The organism is Pseudomonas putida (assembly GCF_005080685.1).
Taxonomy (GTDB): Bacteria; Pseudomonadota; Gammaproteobacteria; order Pseudomonadales; family Pseudomonadaceae; genus Aquipseudomonas; species Aquipseudomonas putida_V.
This window is the reverse complement of record NZ_CP039371.1, coordinates 959,923-983,882: the sequence shown is the minus strand read 5'-3', so window position 1 is coordinate 983,882 and position 23,960 is coordinate 959,923. Positions and strand designations below refer to the sequence as shown.

Genomic DNA, 23,960 nt, shown 5'->3' with positions numbered 1-23,960 from the left:
CGCTGCGCGGCCCTATCGCGACACAAGGCCGCTCCCACGGAATCACCAGCGAGCTCGTCCCTAGGCCGCCAGCGACGCCCGCAACTCCCGCGCTGCCGCGACCATGTTCACCAGCGCCGCCTCGGTCTCGGCCCAGCCGCGGGTCTTCAGCCCGCAATCGGGGTTGACCCACAGCCGCTCGGCCGGAATGCGCTGGGCTGCCTTGCGCAGCAGCGCGACCATCTCCTCACGGCTCGGCACTCGCGGTGAATGGATGTCATACACGCCTGGGCCGATCTCGTTGGGGTAGGCAAAGCGCTCGAATGCCTCCAGCAACTCCATGTCCGAACGCGACGTTTCGATGGTGATCACATCGGCGTCCATCGCCGCGATCGACTCGATCACATCGTTGAACTCGCTGTAGCACATATGGGTGTGGATCTGCGTCTCGTCACGCACCCCGGACGCACACAGGCGGAAGGCCTCGGTCGCCCATTCCAGGTAATGCGCCCAGGCACCTTTGCGCAGTGGCAGGCCCTCACGGAACGCGGCTTCGTCGATCTGCACGATGCGGATACCGGCAGCTTCCAGGTCGACCACCTCATCGCGAATCGCCAGGGCCAACTGCCGAGCCTGCACTTCGCGGCTCACGTCCTCGCGCGGGAACGACCACATCAGCATGGTCACCGGGCCCGTCAGCATGCCCTTCATCACTTTGCTGGTAAGGCCTTGAGCGTATTTGATCCACTCCACCGTCATGGCCTGCGGGCGGCTCAGGTCACCGAAGATGACCGCCGGTTTCACACAGCGCGAACCATAGCTCTGCACCCAGCCGAAACGGGTGAACAGGTAGCCATCGAGCTGCTCGGCGAAGTACTCGACCATGTCGTTGCGCTCGGCCTCGCCGTGTACCAGCACATCCAGGCCGAGGTTCTCCTGGATCTCCACGGCATGGCGGATCTCGCTGTGCATGGCTTCGACATAATCGCCCTCGGTCAGCTTGCCCTGCTTGAACGCCTGCCGAGCCAGACGAATGGCTGACGTCTGTGGGAAAGAGCCGATGGTGGTGGTCGGATAGGGCGGCAGATTCAGGCCAGCACGCTGCTTGGCGATGCGTTGCTCGAAAGCCGAGCGACGCTGGCTGTCGGCGGGTGCAATGGCGGCCAGGCGCGCCTGCACAGCGGGCTTGTGGATACGCAGCGACGCGGCGCGACTGGCCTGGATGGCGCGGCTTCGCTCAAGCGCCGCGACCACTTCGCCAGCGCCTGGTTGGTTGACCGCCTGGGTCAGCAGCGCCACCTCCTGGCACTTCTGCACGGCGAAGGCCAGCCAGCCCTTGAGTTCGGCGTCGAGCTGGTCTTCACGGGCCAGGTCGACCGGACTATGCAGCAGAGAACACGAAGGCGCGACCCACAGCCGCTCGCCCAGGCGCTCGGCAGCGTGTTGCAGCACCGCCAGCGCTTTGTCCAGGTCGCACGCCCAGACGTTGCGGCCGTTGACCAGGCCCAGCGAAAGGATCTTGTAGGCCGGCAGGCGGTCGAGGATGGTCGGGTACTGATCCGGCGCACGCACCAGGTCGATGTGCAGGCCGTCGACCGGCAGGTTGGCCGCCAGGCCGAGGTTTTCCTCCAGGCCGCCGAAGTACGTGGCAATCAGCTTCTTCAGCGGCGCACGCTGCAGGATGTTGTAGACGCGCTCGTAGGCGTTTTTCCATTCCTGTGGCAGGTCCAGCACCAGGATCGGCTCATCGATCTGTACCCATTCCACGCCCTGCGCGGCCAGGCGGTTGAAGATCTGGTCATACAGCGGCAGCAGGCGATCGACCAGGTCCAGCTTGTCGAAGTCGGCGCCCTTGGTCTTGCCCAGCCAGAGGTAGGTCAACGGGCCGATCACCACCGGCTTGACCGCATGGCCCAGGGCCCTGGCCTCCTCGACCTCCTCGAACAACTGCTCCCAGCTCAGGGCGAAGGCCTGGTCTTCGGTGAATTCGGGGACCAGGTAGTGGTAGTTGGTGTCGAACCACTTGGTCATCTCCTGGGCATGGGCGCCGCCACAGCAAGCACTGGCGTCGTGGCCGGCCACAGAGCCGCGGGCCATGGCGAACAGGGTCTGCAGCGTTGGCTTGGCACCCTCGTGGCCGCGAAAACGTTGCGGGATCACGCCGAAGGTCAGCGAATGGGTCAGCACCTGGTCGTACCAGGCGAAGTCGCCGACCGGCAGCAGGTCGATGCCGGCGTCCTTCTGCACCTGCCAATGGTTGGCACGCAGCTCGCGGCCGACGGCGCGCAGGCCAGCTTCGTCGAGTTCGCCCTTCCAGAAGGCTTCCTGGGCCTTCTTCAGCTCGCGGTCGCGGCCGATACGCGGAAAGCCCAGGTTGTGTGCCAGTGCCATGTCTTGTCCCTCAGAATCGGTGAAAATGATGAGGGCCATTTTCGGCTCGACGCCATCTTGAGACAAACTCATTTAATTTGAGATGAAATCAAGTTCCACTCATGATCGAATGACCGCCCTCCTGTTCCCGATGTCTCGATCAGAGCACCACCTTGCGCCCCCGGACAAGCCTTGGAGCCAGCGCTCATCGGACAATGCAACCCTGACCCGACCAGGTGATACGGCGCCATGAACCTGCTGAAAACCGCGCTGCACGATCGCACCTTCGTCTGCGTGATGGAGTTCGTGCCAAAACCTAGCGCTGAGCGCTTCGCTGCGATGCAGGCGATCATGGACCGCAAGCAGTTGTGCGGCTGGCCGTTGACCGTTGCCATCGGCGACCGCGTGGCCAGCGCCCTGGACCTCTCCCCGCTCGACGCCCTGGACAGCTTCGCCACGCCGCTGCCGGCCCTGCCGCACTTCTCGGGCAAGGATCGCGAGCGTCATCATCTGCTGGCGCAACTGCGGCGCATGCAGGCTGCCGGGCAGGAGCAACTGCTGATTCTCACTGGCGACCGCTTGCCTGGACACCAGCCCGGCGAGCGCCCGGTGCGCTACCTGGAGTCGGTCGCGGCGCTGCAGATCGCCCGCCAGGCCTGCCCGAACCTGCTGCTGGGCGCGGCGCTCAACCCGTTCAAGTACCGCGAGGAAGAAGGCGGCGCGCAGTATTTCAAGGCCGAGAAAAAACTCGCCGCCGGGGCCGACTTTCTCACCCTGCAACTGGGCTTCGATGCCCGCAAGCACCACGAAGCCTTGCTGTGGATGCAGCGCCAGGCCCAGCCCAAGCCACTGCTGGCCTGCCTGATGAGCCTGACCCATGGCCGCGCCGCGATGCTCGAACACGTGGCCGGGGTGACGGTGACGCCGTCGATGCTGGACATGCTCGAAGCCGAGGCGGCCGAGTCCAAGGCCTACGCCCAGGCTCGCAGCGTCGATCGCCTGGCCTTGCAGATCATCGGGGTCAAATTGATGGGCTACGCCGGGGTGCACCTGTCGGGCATTCACGCACTCGAGCAACTGCTGGCTTTGGAAACACGCCTGGAACATTGGCAAAGCCGTCTGCACACCCTCGAGCAGTGGGCCCCGGAATGGGCGGCCAGCTGGCAGATGCCCGGCCTGCCGGCCGTGACATTTCATCCCCCGCAGGGCAGCTGGCGCCTGGGCGAAACCCGCAGCAGAGCCTCGTTCAAGGAAAAGGCCCGTTACCACCTGCTGCACGGCGCGCATTCGCTGCTGTTCAGCCGGGAGAACTGGTTGAGCAAGACCTTTGGCTGGGCGGTCCGGCAACCGTTGTGGGCTAGCCCCGCTGGCGCACGCGTTTTGCACCGCCTGGAGCGCAGCGCCAAGCGCCCAGTGGTGGGCTGCGATACTTGTGGCCGTTGCCGCCTGGAAGACACCCTGTACATCTGCCCGGAGACCTGCCCCAAGGGCCTGGCCAATGGCCCGTGCGGCGGCACCACGCTGAACCGCTGCGAGTTCGGCGACCGCGAATGCATCCACAGCGTCAAGTACCGCACCGCCATGGCAGTGGAGCAAACCGCCGTGCTGACGCAACGGCTGATTCCCTGCATCAGCGCCGAGAGCCGCCACCAGAGTTCGTGGCCGGCGTGGTTCGATGCGGCGCAGCCCCAGTTCGGCGCGCCGTTGAGCCCGGAGCCGATGCTGCGGCAGGAAGCGAGCGTGAACGCTGAATCGTCCAGCCCTTGTAAAACGCGAAGTAGTAAGGCCTTCGCCGAAGCACAAAGGTGATAACAACCTCGCTTGGGTTGCGCCTGAGCGCATTCGAGTCATTATCCTGTGCACACGCTTTTGACCACGGCACAGGATGTCTCTTTTGACCCGCGACCAACTCGAAACCCGGCAAATTCCGATCTACTTCACCGCCGTCATCGCAGCCGCAGCTTTCGGCCTGTCGTCCCCTGCCAGCGCCAGCCACTTGCAGGCTTGGGTGACCCCGGCCATCGCCGTGTTGATGTATGCGATGTTCCTGCAGATCCCGTTTCTCGACCTGCGCCAAGGCGTGGCCAACCGCCGGTTCATGGCAGCGCTGCTGCTGGCCAATTTCGTGCTGGTGCCGCTGCTGGTCTGGGCGGCTACCCGAGGCCTGGTCGAGCACCCGGCGCTGCTCATCGGCGCGCTGTTGGTGCTGTTGACCCCGTGCATCGACTACGTGGTGGTGTTCACCCACATCGGCAAGGGCGACTCACGCCTGACCCTCGCCGCCACGCCGGTGCTGTTGCTGCTGCAATTGCTGCTGCTGCCGGTGTACCTGGCCTGGATCCTCGGCGACAGCGGCGCCGTGGCGCTGTCGATCAAACCGTTCGTGGAAGCCTTCGTGCTGTTGATCGTGGTGCCGCTGCTGCTGGCCGTGCTGACCAGCGCCAGCGCCCGCCGGCATCGCCCTGTCGCGGCCTGGAACGCGGCCTGGGCATGGATGCCGGTGCCGGCGATGGCGCTGGTACTGGTGGCAGTGATCGGCTCGCAGATCGCGGTGGTGCTGCACGATTTCGACAAGCTGTGGCCGGTGATCCCGGTGTACCTGTGCTTCATGCTGCTGGCCCCGCTGCTCGGCCTGCTGTCGGCGCGGCTGCTGCGCCTGCCGGTGGCCCAGGCCCGTTCGGTGACCTTCAGCGCGGCAACGCGCAACTCACTGGTGGTGCTGCCACTGGCGCTGGCGCTGCCGGAAGACCTGCGCACGCTGGCGGCAGCGGCGGTGATCACCCAGACCCTGGTCGAGCTGGTCTGCGAACTGGTTTACGTGCGCGTGGTGCCGGTCGTGGTGCGGGACTGATAAGCCTCGACCAGCTTGTCGAGAAACCCGAACAGCTTCTGGTTCATCTCATCCCAGCTTTGCGCTCGCAACGCCTCGGCCTGTTGCACGAAGCGCCGATCGGTCAATGTGACCAACTCCTGCTCGCAGGCCGCGATCAGACCTTCGACGACTTGCGCGGTGAACTCCATGTGGCACTGGAAGCCGTACACCAGGTTGCCGTATTCGACGATCTGCCGCGGGCAGCCCTCGCTCACGGCCAACACCTTGGCCTCAGGGGTCAGCCCCGGCATGTCGTTGTGCCAATGCCCCACCTGCAGCACATCGCCGAAATGCGCGACCTTGTCGTTGGCCATGCCTGCAGCGGTAAGGCTGATCGGAAACTTGCCGATCTCCTTTTCCGGGCTGTGCGCGAAGCGCGCACCCAGCGCTTCGCCAATGAGTTGCGAGCCAAGGCAGACGCCCACCACAGCCTTGCCAGCGGCGATTGCCTGGTTGATCAACCGGCACTCGGCTGCCGCATCGAAGTGGGGGCATTGCTCGCGGGTGGTAGCCGGGTCTTGCGGGCCGCCCAACACCACCAGTAAATCGATGGCATCGGCGTTTGCGGGCAGCGGCTCATGGGCATGGACCCGGGAGTAGCTGGCCTCGAAGCCGCGCTCGCGCACCCAGGTTTCATAGGCGCCAGGTGCTTCGAACGCTTCGTGAACGATGAAATGGACTTTCATGGCGGATCTCTTCAGTTGCATCAATTGCCGGGCACCAGTGCATCCAGCAGGCCCTTGAGGTGGGTATTGCCCTGGGTATCCAGTGGTTGCAGGGGCAAACGCGGCGCTCCGACATCCAGGCCAAGCAACTTCAATCCGGCCTTGACGGTGGTGGGCAAGCCACGGCGGGTGATGTACTCAAGCAACTCGTACTGGCGGTAGAACAGCGCACGCGCTTGTTGCAAATCGCCGCTCTGCACTGCGTCCCACAACGCCAGGTTCAGCGCCGGGATCAGGTTCGGCGCGGCGGTGCACCAGCCGCTCGCCCCGGCCACCAATGCCTCGAGGGTAAGCGGGTTGCAGCCGTTGTAGAACGCTACCTTGCCGTTGGTGGCCTGATACAGCCGGTGCATGCGCTGGATATCGCCGGTGCTCTCCTTGACCATGGTGACGTTCTCGACTTCCCCGAGAACGCGCAGGATCAGCTCCACCGACAGGTCGGTACCGCTGGTGCCCGGGTTGTTGTACAGCATGATCGGGATGTCGATCGCCGCGCCCACTGCCTTGTAGTGATCGACGATCTCGTTGTCGGTCAGCTTCCAGTAGGACGCAGGCAGCACCATCACTGCCGTGGCACCACAGGCCTCGGCCAGTTGCGCACGTTGCACGGTGCGTGCAGTGGTCAGGTCCGAGACGCTGACGACGCTGGGCACGCGCCCGGCAATCCTCTCCTGGCTGTAGCGCACCACCGATTCCCACTCACTCTCGGCGAGATAGGCACCTTCGCCGGTGCTGCCCAGCGGGGCGATGGCATGCACGCCGGATGCGATCAGGTTGTCGATGGATAGGCCCAGGGCGTCCAGATCGATCGAGCCGTCCGCTTTGAAAGGTGTGATGGTGTAGCCGATGACGCCGCGAATCTGAGGTGTGGACATAATCGAGACCTTTGCCGTTTTCCAGGAATGAGTACAGCGTCAATCAGCCCAGGCAGTCGCCATGGGCACGCAAGGCACGACGTGCGTAATAGCTGAACGCAGCGCCATGACGTTTGGGCGTGGAGATCCAATCATGGGCTTCCTGGCCCAAGGCTTGGGGAATGGGGCGAATCTCGCCGGCGGCCATGGCCAGCAGTTGCATCTTCGCGGCACGCTCGAACAGCAGCGCCAGCACACAGGCCTCTTCGATCGAACCGCCAGCGATGAGCAGGCCATGGTGGGAAAGCAGGATGGCGCGCTTGTCGCCAATCGCCCGCGAGATGATCTCACCCTCTTCGTTGCCGACCGGCACGCCGGGCCAGTCCTTGAGGAAGGCGCAGTCCTCGAACAGCGGGCAGAGGTCCATGTGTGAAATGGCCAGCGGCACTTCGAGCATCGACAGGGCGGCACTGTGCAACGGATGGGTATGGATGATGCAGTTCACATCCTGGCGCGCGCGGTACAACCAGCTGTGGAAGCGATTGGCCGGATTGGCCATGCCGCGGCCGCTGAGCACGTTGAGATCCTCGTCCACCACCAGCAGGTTGCTCGCCGATATCTCGTCGAAGCCCAGGCCAAGCTGTTGCGTATAATAGGTCCCCGCCTCTTCTGCCCGCGCCGTGATCTGTCCGGCCAGGCCCGAGTCGTGGCCGCCGTCGAAGAGAATGCGGCAGGTCAACGCGAGCTTCTGCCGTGGGGTATAGGTGTTATCGACCAGCGCCGTCAGCATCTGCTTTTCTGCGAGCTGGACGAGCTGGTCCTTGGGGGTTTGCATAGTCGTAGTCACGAGCGGCACCTGATCAAAAAGTAGGCGATGTTTGCCTGGCGGCCGCTGCAACGGCTTCAGGACACTTGGTAATCCTAATGACACCTTGTGTCATATTCAAGATGTGTGTGTCATCAATTTCGAAGGAACAGCCCTGGATGTCGGTGCAGCTGAGAATTTTGCGTAAGAAGATGGGCATGACCCTGGAGCAGTTGGCCGGGCAGACCGGATTGACCAAGAGCTACCTGTCCAAGGTCGAGCGCGGCATGAGCTCGCCGTCGATCGCCGTGGCGCTGAAACTGGCCAAGGCGCTGAATGTCCAGGCGGAGGAATTGTTCAGTGACGAAGCCGTGCCGGCCGAGGGCTACAGCCTGGTTCGCCGGCAGCAGCCCGGCGTGTCTGGCGAACAGCCGGGGTCGGCCCACGTGCCGCTGGCGCGGCACATCGGCCAGCGCGCATTGCTGCCGTTCATGGTCTATCCGCCGCGCTCGTTCGGGCATTCGGCGTTCAAGGAGCATCTGGGCGAGGAGTTCATCTTCGTCCACCGCGGCAGTGTCGAGGTCGATTTCGGCAACGAGCGCCTGACCTTGGAGCAAGGCGATGCACTGCATTTCAACGCGCAGAAGTCGCACCGCATTCGTACCGTTTCAGAGGTGCAGGCGGAGTTGCTGGTGGTGGTGCACAGTTCGGAATGACCGCCTGCCAGGCGGGCGCATCCGCTCAGCTGCGACCAGGTCTGGTAGGCTTTGCTGGCTCACCTCCCGACCAGGCAACACCGACATTGGCAAACAGGTACCCCTCATGACCCAGCCCACCGACCAGGCCTTCTACGACCGCGCCGACGCGCACATCCAGCTGGCCAACGAACAGATCGAAAAACTCGAGGACCTCGGCCGGGTCAGTGCTTCGACGACCTTCGCCGCCGCACGCTTCAACGCCTGGATGAGTGCCCGCAGTTTCAAGTCGGCAGCGCAGATGGCAGAGGCCAAGGCAGAACTGATGAAGTACTTCTGCGAACAGTATCGGCTGATGCTCGAAGACAATCTCGACGAGCATATCGAGCAGTTCGACCGCTATGTGCTGGGCAAGGAAGGCTGACTCTGGCGCCGGGAACCCCACTGAAGAACGGCTACCGATCGCCTTGATGTGGCGAACCCGATGGGCTACCTCAGCGAGTGACAATCAGACACACATAAGGGCTCGCATGAAAGAGTCACATGCTCGTATGAATGGCAGCAACATCGAAACTGTCCGCAGGAGTACGATATGGACATCGAAGCGATCAAACGATGCCTGGTCCGCCCCGCCACGAAGTTCGTAGCCGGTGGTTTCAGGCCGACCCATCAAGACAATGAAAGCTGGCTCGGCAAGGTCTTCCTATTCCGGCCCGGCGAAGACATCCCGCTTGACGAAGCAGGCGAGCAGATGCTGCCCTATGCGCAGTTCCACCTGCCCGCACTGCCCTACTGTAGTCCGGCCCTGAAAGGGATACGGGTACTGACCGTGTTCCTCTCGCAGCGCCTGCCCCAGCCCTTCGAACCAATGGGCAGCAACTGGCTGGTTCGCGAATACCGCGATGACCAAACCTTGGTGCGCAAAGACCTCACCGTCCCCCACTCGCACCTCAAGCCCTTCCCATTGAAAGCCGAGCGGATCGCCGAGGACTGGCCGCTGTGGGACGGCGGCGGAGTTCCGGTGGAGGTCGAGGACCATGTCCTAGAACTGGAACGCCAGGGCAAGCTCGACTGCTACTATGACCTGGTCACCCATTGCTACGAGCACAAGATCGGCGGTTACCCGTCGTTCTGCCAGTCGGGAGTGGAGCCCGAGGAAGGATTCGAGTTCGTGTTTCAGATCTGCTCGGATGCCAAGATAAACCTGAACGTGGTGGACAGTGGCAGCCTGATGTTCTGGAAAAACCCCACCACGGGTGCCTGGGCTTTGTACTACGACTTCTACTGAACACTGCTGCCCCACCTTGGACACCTGCCGGCGTTCAGGGCACCACGACCGCATCGGGATACGGATCGCCCAGCTTGCGGCTCGGACGCACCTGCAGCACGTCTCCCGCCAGGCTGTGCACCACGGTGTTACCGCCCTCGATGGGGGTGTTGGTGCGTCGGTCCAGGGCTTGCGCATCAACCGGCACGCTGAACAGCAACTGGCCCTTGTAGTGCTCCACATGAACATCGGCGGGGTACTGCACCGGGCCGAAATCGGCGGGTTGGTTGAGCGTGCCGTCCCAGCCTCTCGCCGGCCCGTAAGGGCGCTCACCGCGCATGCTGAACCAGCGCAGCGCCATGCCCAGCTGGGTGATCGAAGCCTCGTCGGCCCTGGCATCCCATCCGTCGCGGTCGAGAAACAGCGTCACCGGCCCCGGCCAGACGATGCCCCCCAGTTTCGTACCTGCCGCCAGGGTGCAGTGGTACAGCTGCCAGTCGGCGAACCTCAATTGCGCCTTGGGCGAGATCTTGAACTCGACCTGCCCGGCCTCGCAGCGCCATCCTTCTATCTCGTGCGCGGCCAGCGTCTGCAGCGTCGCGTCGTAACCCCTTAGTTTGAGGCTGCGTACCTGGAAGCCCTTGATGTTGCCCGGAGCGCACTCGAATTCGGCGCCGTCCAAGCTCTGCAGGCCATAAGGAAGCGGCTTGCCCGTCCAGTCGTTGGTCGGCTCCGGGTAGTCCAGGTGGACGCGGGTGCCTGCCGGCAGCACCAGGTCGCCGAGTACTTCCTCATGCTCCAGGCGCGGATTGTGCGCGCGCCATTCCTGCCAGTGACTGAAGTTGAGTTCGACATAGGGTACGCAGCCCACCGCCAGCAGCACGCCCAGCAGCCCGTAGCGCCAACGCCGCGCCAGCATGTAGCGTCGGCTGCGCGGGATCAGCCAGGCCACCAGCCAGGCGATCAGCAGCCAGAGGAACACTTCGGAAAAGATGAAGATCATGTAGCCGAGCAGCATGAGCGGCATGTCGATAGGGATCATGGACGTCCTTGTAAACCCCGATGCAGGCTGCGCAGAATAATCCAGGCTGCGCGTAGTCCCAAGCGCTCTTCATTCAAGGAAAGCACCCGGCATGATGCCCGATGACGCTCTACGGTTTACCCGCCGCCTGGCCTTCTTCTCGATCGCGGTGGTGCTATTCGGCGCCGCCCTGGCGCTGTATGTGCTGATGTCACGCACCAGCTCGCCTATCGACATACGCGGCATCCTGGCGCTCGCCGTGCTGTGGCTCACCAACCTGGTATCGATGCTGTTGAACGCGGTCTACTGGTTCATCCGCCGCTCACCCAAGGAAGTGTTGGTGACCGTCGGGGTACAGGCCGTACTGGTCGTGCTCGGGGGGATCCCACTGGTGTGGCCCGATACGTTCTTCTAGAGCAAACCACGGAAATCGAGACTGGTCATCGAGGTCTGAGGGACGACACATGCCCTCCATCATGCAAACCGTCATTCTCCTCTACCGTGCTTGGCAGTCTGTCCGCCACGCCGCCTGTGGTCGACACGCAATCTCGCGTAATGCTATTTAGCCATTACCACACGCCCTTCCATAGGCTTTCACATAGCAGATGCCATTCCATGTCTTTCGTACCTTCATTCTTTGAATTCCTGATTACCCACCTCCAGCAGGAAGAGCGCCGTCGCATGCTCGCATCCATGGCCGTTACCACTGCGCCTGAGTTGTGGCTCAGCCTCGAGGCGGCTGCATTGCTGGACATCCACCGTGATCGCTTCGACCTGGGGGAGCCTTTGAGCGAGCGCCACAATGTGCCCCGCTGGCTGGTGGCTGCCGAGCGCAAGAAGGTGGATATCTGGGTCGAAGACCAACTCGCTGAGCAGCCACCACACGCGCTGGAATTCAAAGTTGTCCACAACAACAAGAATGCCTACCAGAAGATCTACGAAATTCGCTACGACCTGGAAAAATTCATCCCCAACACGCAATGGAACGAGCAAGCCAATCGCTGGGGTATCGTGCTGCTGGTGTTCCATAACTTCTACGATGACCAAAGTGGCGGATATGTCCGGCACAAGGATTTCGACAATTGCCAGCGCATGCTCGAAGCCTTCAAGCATGGGCTGCAAGACGACAACGAGTGGTACGCAAACGCACCCAAACTGGAGTTGGTGGCCGAGCCGACGTTGCTGTTCGACATGAACAGCGCCAACTACATCGATGCAGCCAAGGGCGAATCGGCCCTCTATATGGCACTGGTGCGCAAGAAACTGGATCCCGATGTGGCCGACAACGAGCATCGCCGAGTGTGATGCCAATTACGTAAGGCAACACCGCCAGGGTATGGCACGGGCTGCGCCCGTGTTCGCGGGTAAACCCGCTCCTACAGATACTGCGCCGAAACTGAGACAGCGGTGGTCCTGTGGGAGCGGGCTTGTCCCGCGAATGGGGCGACGCGGTGGATGGCACCGGCTTCGCCGGTGTTCGCGGGACAAGCCCGCTCCTACAGATCCCTGATAAATCAATTAGTTATGTTTTTTCTATGAGAGCGCATAGCTGCGCAAGGGATGCCTCTGGCCGAGGCTGAACCTCAGATTTTCGGCTTCACGGCCTTCGCTTGTTCGTCGGCCAGTTTCTGCTTACGGTCGGCTTCTTCCTTCGCATCCCGTGCCGCGAGTTCATCGAACATGCCTTTGGCATCGGTGATAGTGATCGTGTAATACGGCACCATCATGTCAGGTTGCGTCGCAGCGTGAACCGAAACGATCTTGCCGCATTTGGGGCTGAAGGAGCGCGGAGCGGTGACCGATACGCCCGGAATAGTGGTGGTGGTGCCGTTTCCTTGACATGGCGCCACGCCCGATCCGGTCCATTGCTTACCGTCGCGGAAGTACTGCCAGTTGAAGCCGAGCGTGCCGATTTTCGTCGTGCCCGAAGGCTGGCCGAACTTCTCGATCAAGGCCTCCTTGAGCGCATCGAGCTTGATGCGCCCCCCTTTGTCGAAGCGTTGCACGCGGGCGACGAACCAGACCTTGCCAGCATCATTGAGTAACGCTGCAAACTCGTCCGAAGGCCCGCCTGCGTTGTTGGAGCCCGTCCATGGCATCAGGTCGTTGGTTTTTGCCGTGACACCGGCTTCCTGGCCATTGGTAAGCATCAACGGGGTGATTTCATAGTTGGCGTTCGCCTCGGCGATGGCCGCCTTGGCCTCTGCCAACGAAGAACCGATGGCGACGCCCGAAATGTCGTCTGCTGCCAATGTGGCCGTGCTGGTGAGAGTGGCGAACACAGCGGCAGCCAGAATGTTCAGCCCCTTGCGCTGAACCGATCTGCAAGCGGGGTTGCGGTCCTGTGCTTGCTCTTCTTTAAGTTCGTTTGCAACAAAAGCGAATTGCATGAGACCTCTTCCTGAAGTCGATTGAAGGACGCGCAAAATATCACATTCGATTCATCCGCTCCGAGGAGCCAAAGGCAGATGACCGGAGGCCTTTGCAACCCAGATCTATATATGCGTAAATCCGAATATTCGAATCTACAGATGAAAGGCCCCCATGCCCCTCTCCCCTCCTGCTGTATTCAAGTGCCTCGGTGATGAAACCCGGGCGCGGATCATGCTGATGCTGTTCGCAGAAGGCGAGCTGTGCGTGTGCGAGCTGATCTGGGCACTCGATGACAACCAGCCGAAAGTCTCCCGCCACCTGGCCCAGCTTCGGGCCTGTGGGCTGCTGGAGGATCGCCGCCAGGGCCAGTGGATCTACTACCGGCTGCACCCCGAACTCCCCGAGTGGATCACCCATGTCCTCCAGGTAACGCTCGAAGCGCACCGCAATTGGGTGCATGGCGACCAAGCGCGCCTTGCCTCCATGGAAGGTCGCCCCGTCCGACACGTTTCGTGCTGCTGAGGTCCGCCAATGCTCATCGCCGCCCTGATCTTCATCTTCACCCTCACCCTGGTCATCTGGCAGCCCAAGGGCCTCGGCGTTGGCTGGAGCGCTGCCGCCGGGGCGATCTTGGCGCTGCTCACCGGCGTGGTCAGCCTCGGCGACGTGCCCGTGGTCTGGCACATCGTGTGGAACGCCACGGCCACGTTCATCGCGGTCATCATCATCAGCCTGCTGCTCGATGAAGCCGGCTTCTTCGAGTGGGCGGCCCTGCACATGGCACGCTGGGGGCGGGGCCACGGCGGGCGGCTGTTCGCACTGATGGTGCTGCTGGGCGCTGCCGTATCGGCCCTGTTCGCCAACGACGGCGCGGCGCTGATCCTCACACCCATCGTCATCGCCATGCTCACCGCCCTGCGCTTCAGCCCTGCCGCCACCCTCGCCTTCGTCATGGCTGCGGGCTTCATCGCCGACACCGCCAGCCTGCCCATGGTCGTGTCCAACCTAGTGAACATCGTTTCCGCCGACTTCTTCGGCGTGGGCTTCGGCGAGTACGCCTCGGTGATGTGGCCGGTGAACCTGGTGAGCGTCGCGGCTACGTTGCTGATGCTCTGGCTGTTCTACAAGAAGGACATCCCCGCCCAATACAACCCCCGCCAACTGGCCGAGCCCAAACGCGCCATCCGCGACCCGGCCACGTTCATCGCCGGCTGGTGGGTGCTGGCCCTGCTGCTGGCCGGCCTGTTCGCGCTGGAGCCGATGGGCATCCCCATCAGCGTGGTCGCGGCGGTGTGCGCGGTGATCCTGCTGGTGATCGCCGGCAAGGGCCACGTCATCTCCACCCGCAAGGTCATCAGGCATGCGCCATGGCAAGTGGTGGTGTTTTCCCTGGGCATGTACCTGGTGGTCTATGGCTTGCGCAACGCCGGGCTGACCGAGGCCTTCACCGCCCTGCTCAACCTGCTCGCAGGCCTTGGCCTGTGGGCCGCCACCCTGGGCACGGGTGTCGCGGCGGCGCTGTTGTCCTCGGTGATGAACAACATGCCCAGCGTGCTCATCGGCGCACTTTCGATCCAGGGCAGCGAAGCCACCGGCGTGGTCCATCAAGCGATGGTGTACGCCAATGTCATCGGCTGCGACCTGGGCCCGAAGTTCACCCCCATCGGCAGCCTCGCCACCTTGCTGTGGCTGCACGTGCTGGCGCAGAAGAACATCCGCATCACCTGGGGTTACTACTTCAAGGTGGGCACCCTGCTGACCCTGCCGATCCTGCTCGTGACCCTGGCCGCGCTGGCCGTGCGGCTGAGCCTCACTGCCTAGGAGCCCTGCATGAAAGTCTTGTTCATGTGTACCGCCAACAGTTGCCGCAGCGTGCTCTGCGAGGGCCTGTTCAATCACCTCGCCCCCGCCGGCATGACCGCCGTGAGTTCCGGCAGCTTCCCCAGCGGGCGCTTGAACCCACGAGCAGTGAGCACGCTCGACGGCCTCGGGGTGGATACCTCTGCGCTGTACAGCAAAGGCTCCGAAAGCTTCCAGGACAGCCCTCCCGACATCGTCATCACCGTGTGCGACAAGGCGAACGGCGAGCCTTGCCCGGTGTTCTTCGGCCCGTCGGTGAAAAGCCACTGGGGCCTTTCGGATCCGTCGGACGTGCAAGGCAGCGATGAGGACGTCCAGGCGGCCTTCGACGCCACCGTCGCCCATATCCGCAGGCGCTTCGCCGCCTTCTTCGCCCTCGACCACAGTGCGCTCGGCCCCACCGAGCTCAAGCTCGCACTGGACCGGATTGGAGAACGCTGATGACCGACTTCCCGACGCAGCCCCCGCAGGACTACCCAAGCCTGGACCTCGACCTGTTCGATGCGCCGAGCCTGGACAAGCTCACCCGGCAGGCGGCGCCAGCCCACAAGCCGCGCATCCTGCTGCTCTACGGGTCGACCCGCGAGCGCTCGTTCAGCCGTCTGCTGACCCAGGAAGCTGCGCGTATTCTGGAGCTGATGGGCGCCGAAACGGTCGTCTTCGACCCCTCCGGCCTGCCGCTGCCCGATGACGCGCCGATCGACCATCCAAAGGTGCAGCAACTACGTGACCTGGTGATGTGGTCGGAAGGCCAGGTGTGGTGTTCGCCCGAGCGCCACGGCGCGATGTCCGCCGTGTTCAAGGCGCAGATCGACTGGATACCCCTGGCGCTGGGCGCGGTGCGCCCCTCCCAGGGCAAGACCCTGGCGGTGATGCAGGTGTGCGGCGGCTCGCAGTCGTTCAACACGGTCAATCAGCTGCGTGTGCTGGGCCGCTGGATGCGCATGATCACGATCCCCAACCAGTCGTCCGTGCCCAAGGCATTCCTGGAGTTCGACGAAAACGGGCGCATGAAGCCATCCTCGTACTACGACCGCGTGGTCGATGTGATGGAAGAGCTGATGAAGTTCACGCTGCTGGTGCGGGGACGGGAGGCGTATATGGTGGATCGGTACTCCGAACGCAAGGAAAGTGCCGACGCGCTCTCCACGCGTGTTAACCAACGGTCCATCTAGCCTTCAGGAGCCCCCATGATCAACATCCGAGTCGCGGCGCCAGCGGACGCCGCTGCAATCCAGGCCATCTACGCCCCCGTGGTGCGGGATACGGCAATCTCCTTCGAGCTGGAGCCGCCATCGGCTGCAGAGATGGCCAAGCGCATCGAAGCCACGTTGCCGCTGTATCCCTACCTGGTGGCGGAGCGGGATGGCCAAGTGGTTGGCTATGCGTATGCCAGCCAGCACCGTGCTCGGGAGGCTTATCAGTGGTCGGTGGATGTCACGGTGTATATCGCGGGCCATGCCCATCGCAGTGGCATTGGCCGGGCGTTGTATGAGCGGTTGTTGCCAATCTTGGAGCGCCAGGGGTTTCATGCGGCGCATGCTGGCATCGCACTACCCAACGAAGGCAGCGTGGGGCTGCATGAGGCGTTGGGGTTCACGCATATTGGTACGTATCCGGAAGTGGGGTTCAAGCATGGGCGCTGGCATGACCTGGGGTACTGGCGACGCGGGCTGAGCCAGGCGATGCCGCCGCATTCCATCGTGCCGTTCGGGCAGTTGACGTCAAAGGGGTAATAGCTCGGGTATAAAGGAGACAGCTGCGTTTTTCATTCATCGATAAGCGAGGGAATATGAAGGAACATACTTACACCGTCGACGTAAGCTGGCAGGGAAACACCGGTGAAGGGACGGCCAGCTATACGGCCTACCAGCGCGACTTCATCATCGAAGCCTCCGGCAAGGCTTCCATTCTCGGCTCCGCCGACCCCGCCTTTCGCGGCGATGCCCAACGCTGGAACCCGGAAGACCTGCTGCTCGCCTCGCTTTCTGCCTGTCACAAACTTTGGTACCTGCACATTTGCGCCGTGAACAAGGTGAACGTGCTGGAGTATGTCGACCAGCCCGTTGCGTGGATGAGCGAAGGGAATGGCGAGCGCAAAGGGCATTTCCGGGAGGCCCAACTACGGCCACAGGTCGTCATCAGCAAACACTCGGATATCGATCTGGCCATGCGCCTACATGACCAGGCGCATCACGAATGTTTCATCGCAAACTCAGTGAATTTTCCGGTCGGTTGCCAGGCATCCATCCGGCATCAAGACTGAAGACCGTGGGCGGTGCGCAGGGAGCTTCATGCCTGCGCTGTGATACTGGCCTTGCTTTGGAACATGGCAGTGTCGGCCTTGAAGATCAGTTCGTCGAGGTGTTCGCCATCTTCCGGGTACCAAGCCAACCCTAGGCTCCCGCTGACGTTGATATGGCTGTTTTTCCAAGGGATGGGCAAGGCAACGGCCTCACAGATCTCCTGGGTAATGCGCTGGATATCGCTTCTGCAATGCGCACCGTCGAGTAGCAAGACAAACTCGTCACCGCCCATACGCGCGGCGATTTCAAACTCGCGGATATGGGATTTGATCGCCGAAGCTGCATGGATCAGGATGGCATCGCCCGCCTGATGGCCGAAACAGTCATTGATCTGCTTGAAGTTGTTCAAATCGATGTAGCACAGCGCCAATTGCTCGCCATGCCGCTTGGCGTCGAGCAGCTTCTGGCTGGCGAAGGGAATGAAACTATTGCGATTGGGTAAGCCCGTCAGGCTGTCATAGAAGGCCAGCTTGCGGACTTCCTCTTCGGCGAGCTTGCGTAATTTAATCTCTTTACGCAGATGGCGCTGAACGTTCAGCAGCACCAACGTGAACATCAGCGCCAGCGCGCAGCCAATACTGATCAGGATGATCGTCTTGCGCAGCCGCTCGACGAGCTGAGGCGGGTTGGGATCATAAATGAAGTTTTCCAGCCCCTTGATATCGCTGACCATGCCCAATTCGAGGAAAGTTTCAGCCATACGTTGCCAGCGCCCTGGATTCATATGGCCGATCTCGATCAAGTCGGATACCACCAGAGGACGCATCGCTTTAGCTTCAAATTCGAGGTGGGCGCGGCTTTTCTGCACCGCATACTGATCGATCAGCAGGTCGATGATCTGTTCGGGGTTATCCATCGCGTAGCGCCAGCCCCGTAACGTGGCGCGGCGCAAAGCCTCGACCCGCTGCGGATTGTCGTCGATCTCGGACTGGCTGGTGAACAGGATGTCGCTGTAGAAATCTATCCCGTAGGTGGCGGGCGAAATAACGTTGTACGCCACGCCGCGCTGTTGCAGGTAGAAAGGCTCGTTGGTCAGGTACGAGTTGAACGCCGTCACTTTGCCGTTGGCCAGATCCTCGACTTTATAACTGCTGGGTAGCAGGTTCAGTTTCTCAGGAGGTATACCCTCGCTGCGGAACATCGCGAGAAAATCGGCATCGGTCTGTGCATCCATCAACATCACCGGCTTGCCGATCAAGTCGTGCACAGTGCGAACATCGTTGTCGGTACGCGCCAGCAGCACGGAGGGGGAATGCTGGAATATTACCGCCAGCGCAACCAACGGCTTTCCATTCAGGCGTGCGTAGAGCAGTTCGCTATTGGCTTCGCCGTATTGGGCCCGCCCGGAGAGCACTTCCTCGACCGGCGTAATGTTGGGGCCGCCCTCGTGCAAGCGCACTTCCAGCCCTTCTTCGCGGTAATAGCCCTGTGCGATGGCGGCGTAGTAGCCGGCAAATTGAAACTGGTGCGTCCAACGTAGCTGTACATCAATGACCTGTAGGCCGCCATTGGGTTGGTTGGCCGGGCTCGCCCACGCAGCCTGAACCCAGAGCAGCCCGAAACACAGCAGTCGACGCAGCCGAACCAGCAGAAGTCTCTCCGGCGGGCATGGCGTGCTAGAGGAGCAACAGAGGCTGCGCATATTGATCGTCCCTGAATCGCGCTTATTGTTAGTGCGCAAGGCGTGGACGGCATTGTGGCATCACTGATGCTGGGCCAGCAATCGCATGTCGGGGGTGACAAAGGCGTGTTCAGTGGCTTTATCAACTCCCCTGTAGGAGCGGGCTTGCCCGCGAACACGGGCGTAGCCCGTGCCAGACAACGCCGTTTCATGGGCCGGCCTCTTCGCAGGACAAGCCCGCTCACAGGAACCACGGCCAACCTCACAGCCTGCATCGGTCCCTGTGTTTGCAGTGGATGCTTGAATGGCACCTGAACACGTAGACAATCTCTAATTCCAGGACATATTACTGACAAGAACGGGATCCATACGAAGTATCCGTTCCCCGATCATAAGGACATGAAATGCTACAAATACTGGGCAAGGCTTCCTCGATCAACGTGCGCAAGGTGCTCTGGACCTGTGCCGAGTTGCAGATTCCCTTCGAGCGACACGACTGGGGTTCTGGCTTCAGGGACACCGCCACCCCCGAATTCATGGCGCTGAACCCCAACGCGATGGTGCCGGTGATCGAGGACGATGGGTTCGTGGTCTGGGAGTCCAACACGATCATCCGCTACCTGGCGAACCGGGCCGACGCCGTTCATCTTTATCCGAAAGAGGCAAAAGCCAGGGCCCGGGTAGATCAGTGGATGGATTGGCAGGCTAGCGACTTCAACAAGTCATGGAGCTACGCCTTCATGTCGCTGGTCAGGCGAAGTGCTGCCCATCAGGACCCAGAAGCCCTGGCACAAGGGTGTCGAGAGTGGACCAGGCACATGGCGATCCTGGACAGACAACTCGACACCACGGGCGCGTACGTCAGTGGCGGCGAGTTTTCCCTGGCGGATATCCCGATCGGCCTTTCGGTGAACCGCTGGTTCGAAACGCCGCTGAGCCATACGGACTTTCCTGCGGTGAGCGCCTACTACGAGCGCCTGAGCGAGCGTGCCGGCTTCCGCCTTCATGGTCGCAACGGCACGCCGTGAAGTCATCCCCGCGCGAAATCCGCCTGGCCGGTTTGGAGCGCAGCGCAGCTACTGCCCTGCGCCTAGCGCATCATCCCCAACTCGGCATCATCCATCAGTGCCTTGGCCAACGCGCTCAGATAGTGTGCTGCCCAGAGCGATGACGAGTCCTCCTCCATCAGGCCATTGAGGGTCAAGTCACGCACATAGCCCATCAATTCCGACGCCTGTTCATGCGCGTGCTGGCAGGGAATGCCGGATTCGACGCAGAACAGTGGTTGGGTGTGGCCTTCGCCCTGGTAAAACCTGGTCTTGCCGACAGTGGTTTTGCTGTCGTTATCGTCCGTGGACATGGTTGTATCTCCCTGACTATCTAGGTGCCTGGGCTGACCCCAGCGCCTCGGCTCGTTGCCATGGCAAACCAACGCCCCGCAGGAGCGACGCCCGGTTTGTCAAGTTACGCCGCCCAAGGGGAACGCTGGTTTGCCAGCACTGGAGCCAGACCAGGCGAAACTTGGTGTCGATGCGGATGAGTAGAAGCCATTGGATTGCCCGGGCTGGTCGTCACGCGATCCCCGTGCCCACATGCTCAACGCCGCACGACAACAGCCGCCGCCAAACCCTGTAGGAGCGGGCTTGCCCGCGAAGAGGCCCTGCCAGACAAAACAGGCTTCGGCTCAGTGCAACGTTTGACGATTCGCCGGAATCCGGATGTGTGGCAACGCTGGGTTGACCGGCTTTCGTAAGGTTTCTGGCTCGTGCTTTGACGTTATGGTCAGCAGCTTGGCTGGTGCGTGGAACTGCAGCAGGACGGCCTGGTGAGCGGCACCTTCCGCGCAGAGGCTGTGGTCTGCGGCGATCTTGAAGGCGACCTCCAGGGGGCTGGGGCTTTGAGGTGGATCGGGAACCAGTTTCAACATTCCTATATCTCCGGTTTGATGCCTCCGCGTCGCTGTCAAACGTAGGGGTGGCAACTGTGCGTGGGTTGACAGACCGGCGGATATAGGAAGAACCGGCGCACGCAAGCGTGCCCGCACGCACAGCTGCCATAAACGGCGCTGCATACCTATATACCTCGCGGCCTGTCAAAGCCGATCGCTGATTGCAGCGACGAATCGAGACTAGGACGCTTGTGTGTAGGACCGCAACGGAAAATAGGTGTGGGAAGTATCTTTGGGAAATGGACTACAAGGAAGTGGGGAAATCTGATTTTCAATAGGCTAGTCGCAGTTCCAAGTCGCGCGAGGCTGCGTCTGGCCTGTTCTTATTCTTACATCGATTCCACATGCCCAGCACGGACGGCCTTTCAAGCTTGCTTGATTTCAGTTAGCGCGTCAGCTATGCGGGTGGTATGGCAAACTCTCCCTTTTTGAGGAAGCCTTGCGAGGATCACATGATGATTCGACGATTCAGAACCGGAGATGAGATTGCGCTGTTCCGTGCTTTTACTCTGCCATTCATGACACCGCGTCACGCGATTACACTCACGATCAGGTCGATGCCTGGGCGCCTGTCGATCTTGATCCGAAGCTCTGGGCGGAACACCTCCAAGATCTTCGCCCGTTCGTGGCTGAGATTGACGGGGAAATAGTGGGTTACGCTGATATTCAACCGAACGGATATATCGACCACTTTTTTGTGTCGGGTACTCATCCGCGTCAAGGGATAGGCTCTTTACTCATGAAGCGAATCCATGAAGAAGCTAAGTCACTTGATATTGTCGAGCTTACTTCAAATGTCAGCAAAACAGCTGAAGCGTTCTTTGTATCGCACGGGTTTCATGTGGTGCAGCGCAGGTTTCCGGTCTGTCGGGGTGTAACGCTGCAGAATGCATTTATGCAGAAAACCCTGCAATACGACGCATGAATGCCCCAGATCAATCTCGAGTAACTGCACTCGACCAGTTCAGACCTTCGTAACAGAAATTAATGGGCAAGCGTTATTATTCCAATGGCCATCGAAAACCAGGGGAAGAAAAAAGGGACGGATTGGCTTTCACCAAAAGCGTCAAAGCAAATGTCCCTCAATCAGCCCTCACCCTTGACCACAGTCCGAATTACCTTCGTACCGCAACCATCCCGCAACCTCCGCGCCCCCGCCTACCCGATCCTTGGGATGAACACGCCCTTCACTAACAGCCACCTCTGCAAAATCAAACGGGCTCATCCCCTCAATACAAGCAACATTGACCCCATACTGGTCCGGCGCAGAACGCCGTTGGTGGAAGGTGTAGATGCCGCACTTCGAGCAGAAGTAGTGCTTGGCTTCCCGTGTATGGAACTGATAAAGGGTCAGCGCCTCTTCCCCTTGGGTGACAGTGATATCGCCCAGATTGGCCGACACCACCACGGCCCCCCGCATACGGCAGAGCGAGCAGTTGCACCTGCGCGCGGTACGCAGACCATCGGTCAAGCGCAGTGAAAACCGCACTGTTCCACAATGGCAGGCGGCTTGGTAAACAGGGCGATCATCTTGTTTTTCATCAGTCATAGCGTTTCCCTAGCCTGAGAAGCCAACCCGGATACTCACGGGGCAAGACCAACATTCATGTCCATTAGCCTGAAACTGTGATGTCTCGCCCCGAACCCTATGCGAGATAACCCTGCAACAATCGCCGCACATTTTCCACTAGCGCAGACTCCCCCTTGCGCGGAGGAAGCAGCAAGAACCTGGCCTGCGCCAACACCGGCAAGCCAGTCCTGTAAGGCTCCACCCCCTGCGGTACAGCACTCGCATTAAGACACGCAATGCCAAGCCCTGCCCTCAATGCCGACTGCAACCCCGCCACCCCTGAAGTCGAGTAAACGATCTCGTAATCGACATGGGCCCGTTCCAACACCTGGCAACTGTACTCCGACAATCCGCACCCGCTGATCGCGAGCAGTGGCAGCGGCTGCCCAGGCTCTGGAACCCAGCCAGCAGCGGCGACCCATTGCAGTGGTTCCTGCCTCACCTCAAAGGTGTTGGATGTGGTCACGCGCTCGTTAAAACGCATGGCCAAGCCAATGTCCAGGTAGTCACTGGCCTGATCAATTTCCAGGCTCTTTTTCATCACTACATGAAGTCGAAGCCGTGGATGCCATTCACGTAGTTTTTTCAGCAGACCGGCAATGTCGTCGGGGCGGAAGTAATCGGTGATCGCCAGGCGTATCTCCCCTTCGAACTGTTCGCCTCGAACATCGGACAGCGCCCGCTCGCCCAGGGTGAGGATTTGCCTGGCGTGGCGCAAAAGTCGTTCACCCGCAGGAGTGGGACGAACGCCTTGCTTGCCGCGAATGAGCAACTCGACGCCAACGGCACCTTCCAGCTTTCGCAGCTGTTCGCTGATGGCGGAGGTCGAGCGAAACAGGGATGGAGCGGCTGCAGAGATGCTGCCTGCGTCACAGACCGCCAGGTAGACGTGGAGGTGGGCCAGGTCGAAGTGGTACATGGAGGTTCCGGATAAGCAGGAAGATGAGCACTGATTTTCCCGCTTTTTAGGATGATGTTCAAAGGCTAAGTTACAGGCACACCACCTACGAGGATTACCGAAATGCCTGGTATCACCCTGACCTTATCCGGCGCGCCAGATACTGCCTTGGCGTCCCAACTCAGCCGTGAGCTGACTGCACTGACTGCACGCGTGCTGGACAAGCAGCCTTCACAAACGATGGTGATCGTTCGGTTCGTCGATTCTGGATTGTGGTTCATCGACAGTGAATCGCTTGAGAGCTTGGGGAGGAATAGCTTTCGCCTGGAGGTTACGATCACCGACGAGACGACGACGGTGGAGCAGAAACGGCGGTATCAGCGGGAGTCGTATGAATTGCTTTCGGAGCGTATCGGGAATGTGCATCCGCATTCGAACGTTCACCTGATAGATGTGCGAGCTACGGCTTATGGTTATGGCGGGGTGCCGCAGGCTGCGAAACTTTGGGGCTGATAAGGAAATAGGGACGGATGCTTAGGTCTTGTGTGGGGGTGGGTGGCACGGGCTGCGCCCGTGTTCGCGGGGCAAGCCCGCTCCCACAGGAGGAGGGGGATTTTTGAGAGGCTCGCTTGGCGATGGATCGGGCGGGATCCTGGAGTTATCTCTAGGCGGCGAAATCAATATCTAGAAAACTTTGGGTTTTACCCCCGTGAACATTGGACGTAACCGGAATGCTGGAGATCGGTTATCTCAAAAACCGTCGATTCATAACTGGAAAACGGCGGACTCGTAAGCG

At 61.1% G+C, this 23,960-nt stretch carries 27 protein-coding genes; 16 read left to right on the top strand and 11 right to left on the bottom strand.

What is annotated here, in order from left to right; genetic code table 11:
* Positions 1-60 precede the first annotated feature (60 nt).
* Entirely contained in the window at positions 61-2,370 is a 2,310-nt protein-coding gene (gene metE / locus E6B08_RS04840; protein WP_136912976.1) for a 5-methyltetrahydropteroyltriglutamate--homocysteine S-methyltransferase, read from the bottom strand.
* Positions 2,371-2,598: 228 nt separating this feature from the next.
* Between metE and E6B08_RS04835 the strand changes: the two genes are divergently transcribed.
* Both E6B08_RS04835 and E6B08_RS04830 read left to right on the top strand, forming a co-directional pair.
* The gene (locus tag E6B08_RS04835) at positions 2,599-4,158 is read left to right on the top strand and encodes a methylenetetrahydrofolate reductase C-terminal domain-containing protein (protein ID WP_136912975.1); all 1,560 of its coding nucleotides are present in this window, start codon (positions 2,599-2,601) and stop codon (positions 4,156-4,158) included.
* Positions 4,159-4,243: 85 nt separating this feature from the next.
* Positions 4,244-5,200: a bile acid:sodium symporter gene (locus tag E6B08_RS04830; protein WP_136912974.1), complete on the top strand. Its 957-nt coding sequence runs from the start codon at positions 4,244-4,246 to the stop codon at positions 5,198-5,200.
* Here the strand turns inward: E6B08_RS04830 and E6B08_RS04825 are convergent.
* Genes E6B08_RS04825 through E6B08_RS04815 form a run of 3 tightly spaced genes read right to left on the bottom strand, consistent with a single transcriptional unit; the run spans position 5,164 to position 7,647 of the window.
* The gene (locus E6B08_RS04825) at positions 5,164-5,907 is read right to left on the bottom strand and encodes a type 1 glutamine amidotransferase (protein WP_136912973.1); all 744 of its coding nucleotides are present in this window, start codon (positions 5,905-5,907) and stop codon (positions 5,164-5,166) included. The genes E6B08_RS04830 and E6B08_RS04825 overlap by 37 nt on opposite strands.
* Before the next feature lie 20 nt (positions 5,908-5,927).
* Positions 5,928-6,821 carry a dihydrodipicolinate synthase family protein gene (locus E6B08_RS04820; protein WP_136912972.1) on the bottom strand — a complete coding sequence of 298 codons (894 nt, stop codon included), beginning with the start codon at positions 6,819-6,821 and terminating at the stop codon, positions 5,928-5,930.
* Positions 6,822-6,864: 43 nt separating this feature from the next.
* Complete coding sequence (locus E6B08_RS04815) at positions 6,865-7,647, bottom strand: aldolase (protein ID WP_136912971.1); 783 nt, start codon at positions 7,645-7,647, stop codon at positions 6,865-6,867.
* Between the two features lie 137 nt (positions 7,648-7,784).
* On the opposite strand from E6B08_RS04815, the gene E6B08_RS04810 reads away from it, so the two are divergent.
* From E6B08_RS04810 to E6B08_RS04800, 3 genes are all read left to right on the top strand, one after another.
* Entirely contained in the window at positions 7,785-8,321 is a 537-nt protein-coding gene (locus tag E6B08_RS04810) for a helix-turn-helix domain-containing protein (protein ID WP_136912970.1), read from the top strand.
* A 106-nt stretch (positions 8,322-8,427) separates the two neighbouring features.
* Positions 8,428-8,724 (top strand): DUF3144 domain-containing protein, encoded by a 297-nt coding sequence (locus tag E6B08_RS04805; RefSeq protein ID WP_133329634.1) that lies wholly within the window; start codon positions 8,428-8,430, stop codon positions 8,722-8,724.
* Positions 8,725-8,892: 168 nt separating this feature from the next.
* Complete coding sequence (locus E6B08_RS04800) at positions 8,893-9,588, top strand: DUF1963 domain-containing protein (protein ID WP_136912969.1); 696 nt, start codon at positions 8,893-8,895, stop codon at positions 9,586-9,588.
* A gap of 34 nt (positions 9,589-9,622) precedes the next feature.
* Here the strand turns inward: E6B08_RS04800 and E6B08_RS04795 are convergent, their stop codons facing one another.
* On the bottom strand, positions 9,623-10,609 hold the full coding sequence (locus E6B08_RS04795) for an emopamil-binding family protein (RefSeq protein ID WP_136912968.1): 987 nt from the start codon (positions 10,607-10,609) through the stop codon (positions 9,623-9,625).
* Positions 10,610-10,700: 91 nt separating this feature from the next.
* Between E6B08_RS04795 and E6B08_RS04790 the strand changes: the two genes are divergently transcribed.
* On the top strand, positions 10,701-11,003 hold the full coding sequence (locus E6B08_RS04790; protein ID WP_136912967.1) for a hypothetical protein: 303 nt from the start codon (positions 10,701-10,703) through the stop codon (positions 11,001-11,003).
* A 266-nt stretch (positions 11,004-11,269) separates the two neighbouring features.
* Positions 11,270-11,893, top strand: coding sequence for a hypothetical protein (locus E6B08_RS04785; RefSeq protein WP_238349286.1), 624 nt, complete (start codon positions 11,270-11,272; stop codon positions 11,891-11,893).
* A gap of 278 nt (positions 11,894-12,171) precedes the next feature.
* On the opposite strand, the gene E6B08_RS04780 is transcribed toward E6B08_RS04785, so the two are convergent.
* The gene (locus E6B08_RS04780) at positions 12,172-12,978 is read right to left on the bottom strand and encodes a hypothetical protein (protein ID WP_136912965.1); all 807 of its coding nucleotides are present in this window, start codon (positions 12,976-12,978) and stop codon (positions 12,172-12,174) included.
* A gap of 154 nt (positions 12,979-13,132) precedes the next feature.
* On the opposite strand from E6B08_RS04780, the gene E6B08_RS04775 reads away from it, so the two are divergent.
* The 6 genes from E6B08_RS04775 to E6B08_RS04750 are packed head-to-tail and all read left to right on the top strand — an operon-like array spanning position 13,133 to position 17,087.
* Entirely contained in the window at positions 13,133-13,483 is a 351-nt protein-coding gene (locus E6B08_RS04775) for a metalloregulator ArsR/SmtB family transcription factor (RefSeq protein WP_136912964.1), read from the top strand.
* Between the two features lie 9 nt (positions 13,484-13,492).
* The gene (locus E6B08_RS04770; RefSeq protein WP_136912963.1) at positions 13,493-14,782 is read left to right on the top strand and encodes an arsenic transporter; all 1,290 of its coding nucleotides are present in this window, start codon (positions 13,493-13,495) and stop codon (positions 14,780-14,782) included.
* Between the two features lie 9 nt (positions 14,783-14,791).
* A complete protein-coding gene (locus E6B08_RS04765) occupies positions 14,792-15,262 on the top strand; it encodes an arsenate reductase ArsC (protein ID WP_136912962.1) in 471 nt (156 codons plus the stop codon).
* A complete protein-coding gene (arsH, locus tag E6B08_RS04760; protein ID WP_136912961.1) occupies positions 15,262-15,996 on the top strand; it encodes an arsenical resistance protein ArsH in 735 nt (244 codons plus the stop codon). The genes E6B08_RS04765 and arsH overlap by 1 nt, the downstream gene beginning before the upstream one ends.
* A gap of 15 nt (positions 15,997-16,011) precedes the next feature.
* Entirely contained in the window at positions 16,012-16,557 is a 546-nt protein-coding gene (locus tag E6B08_RS04755; protein ID WP_136912960.1) for an arsinothricin resistance N-acetyltransferase ArsN1 family B, read from the top strand.
* A gap of 56 nt (positions 16,558-16,613) precedes the next feature.
* On the top strand, positions 16,614-17,087 hold the full coding sequence (locus E6B08_RS04750; RefSeq protein ID WP_136912959.1) for an OsmC family protein: 474 nt from the start codon (positions 16,614-16,616) through the stop codon (positions 17,085-17,087).
* A gap of 26 nt (positions 17,088-17,113) precedes the next feature.
* Here the strand turns inward: E6B08_RS04750 and E6B08_RS04745 are convergent, their stop codons facing one another.
* Complete coding sequence (locus E6B08_RS04745; protein WP_136912958.1) at positions 17,114-18,769, bottom strand: GGDEF domain-containing protein; 1,656 nt, start codon at positions 18,767-18,769, stop codon at positions 17,114-17,116.
* 383 nt (positions 18,770-19,152) lie between these two features.
* Between E6B08_RS04745 and E6B08_RS04735 the strand changes: the two genes are divergently transcribed.
* Entirely contained in the window at positions 19,153-19,776 is a 624-nt protein-coding gene (locus E6B08_RS04735; RefSeq protein WP_136912957.1) for a glutathione S-transferase family protein, read from the top strand.
* A gap of 62 nt (positions 19,777-19,838) precedes the next feature.
* Here the strand turns inward: E6B08_RS04735 and E6B08_RS04730 are convergent, their stop codons facing one another.
* Entirely contained in the window at positions 19,839-20,108 is a 270-nt protein-coding gene (locus E6B08_RS04730; RefSeq protein ID WP_136912956.1) for a DUF3077 domain-containing protein, read from the bottom strand.
* Between the two features lie 324 nt (positions 20,109-20,432).
* Complete coding sequence (locus E6B08_RS04725) at positions 20,433-20,675, bottom strand: hypothetical protein (protein WP_136912955.1); 243 nt, start codon at positions 20,673-20,675, stop codon at positions 20,433-20,435.
* A 535-nt stretch (positions 20,676-21,210) separates the two neighbouring features.
* On the opposite strand from E6B08_RS04725, the gene E6B08_RS04720 reads away from it, so the two are divergent.
* Positions 21,211-21,621: a GNAT family N-acetyltransferase gene (locus E6B08_RS04720; RefSeq protein WP_238349341.1), complete on the top strand. Its 411-nt coding sequence runs from the start codon at positions 21,211-21,213 to the stop codon at positions 21,619-21,621.
* 168 nt (positions 21,622-21,789) lie between these two features.
* On the opposite strand, the gene E6B08_RS04715 is transcribed toward E6B08_RS04720, so the two are convergent.
* Together E6B08_RS04715 and E6B08_RS04710 are read right to left on the bottom strand one after the other, a co-directional pair.
* Positions 21,790-22,245: a GFA family protein gene (locus E6B08_RS04715; RefSeq protein WP_136912954.1), complete on the bottom strand. Its 456-nt coding sequence runs from the start codon at positions 22,243-22,245 to the stop codon at positions 21,790-21,792.
* Positions 22,246-22,342: 97 nt separating this feature from the next.
* Entirely contained in the window at positions 22,343-23,185 is an 843-nt protein-coding gene (locus E6B08_RS04710) for a LysR family transcriptional regulator (RefSeq protein ID WP_136912953.1), read from the bottom strand.
* A 102-nt stretch (positions 23,186-23,287) separates the two neighbouring features.
* Here E6B08_RS04710 and E6B08_RS04705 point away from each other — a divergent pair, with 102 nt between their 5' ends.
* A complete protein-coding gene (locus tag E6B08_RS04705; protein ID WP_136912952.1) occupies positions 23,288-23,677 on the top strand; it encodes a tautomerase family protein in 390 nt (129 codons plus the stop codon).
* Positions 23,678-23,960: the final 283 nt, after the last annotated feature.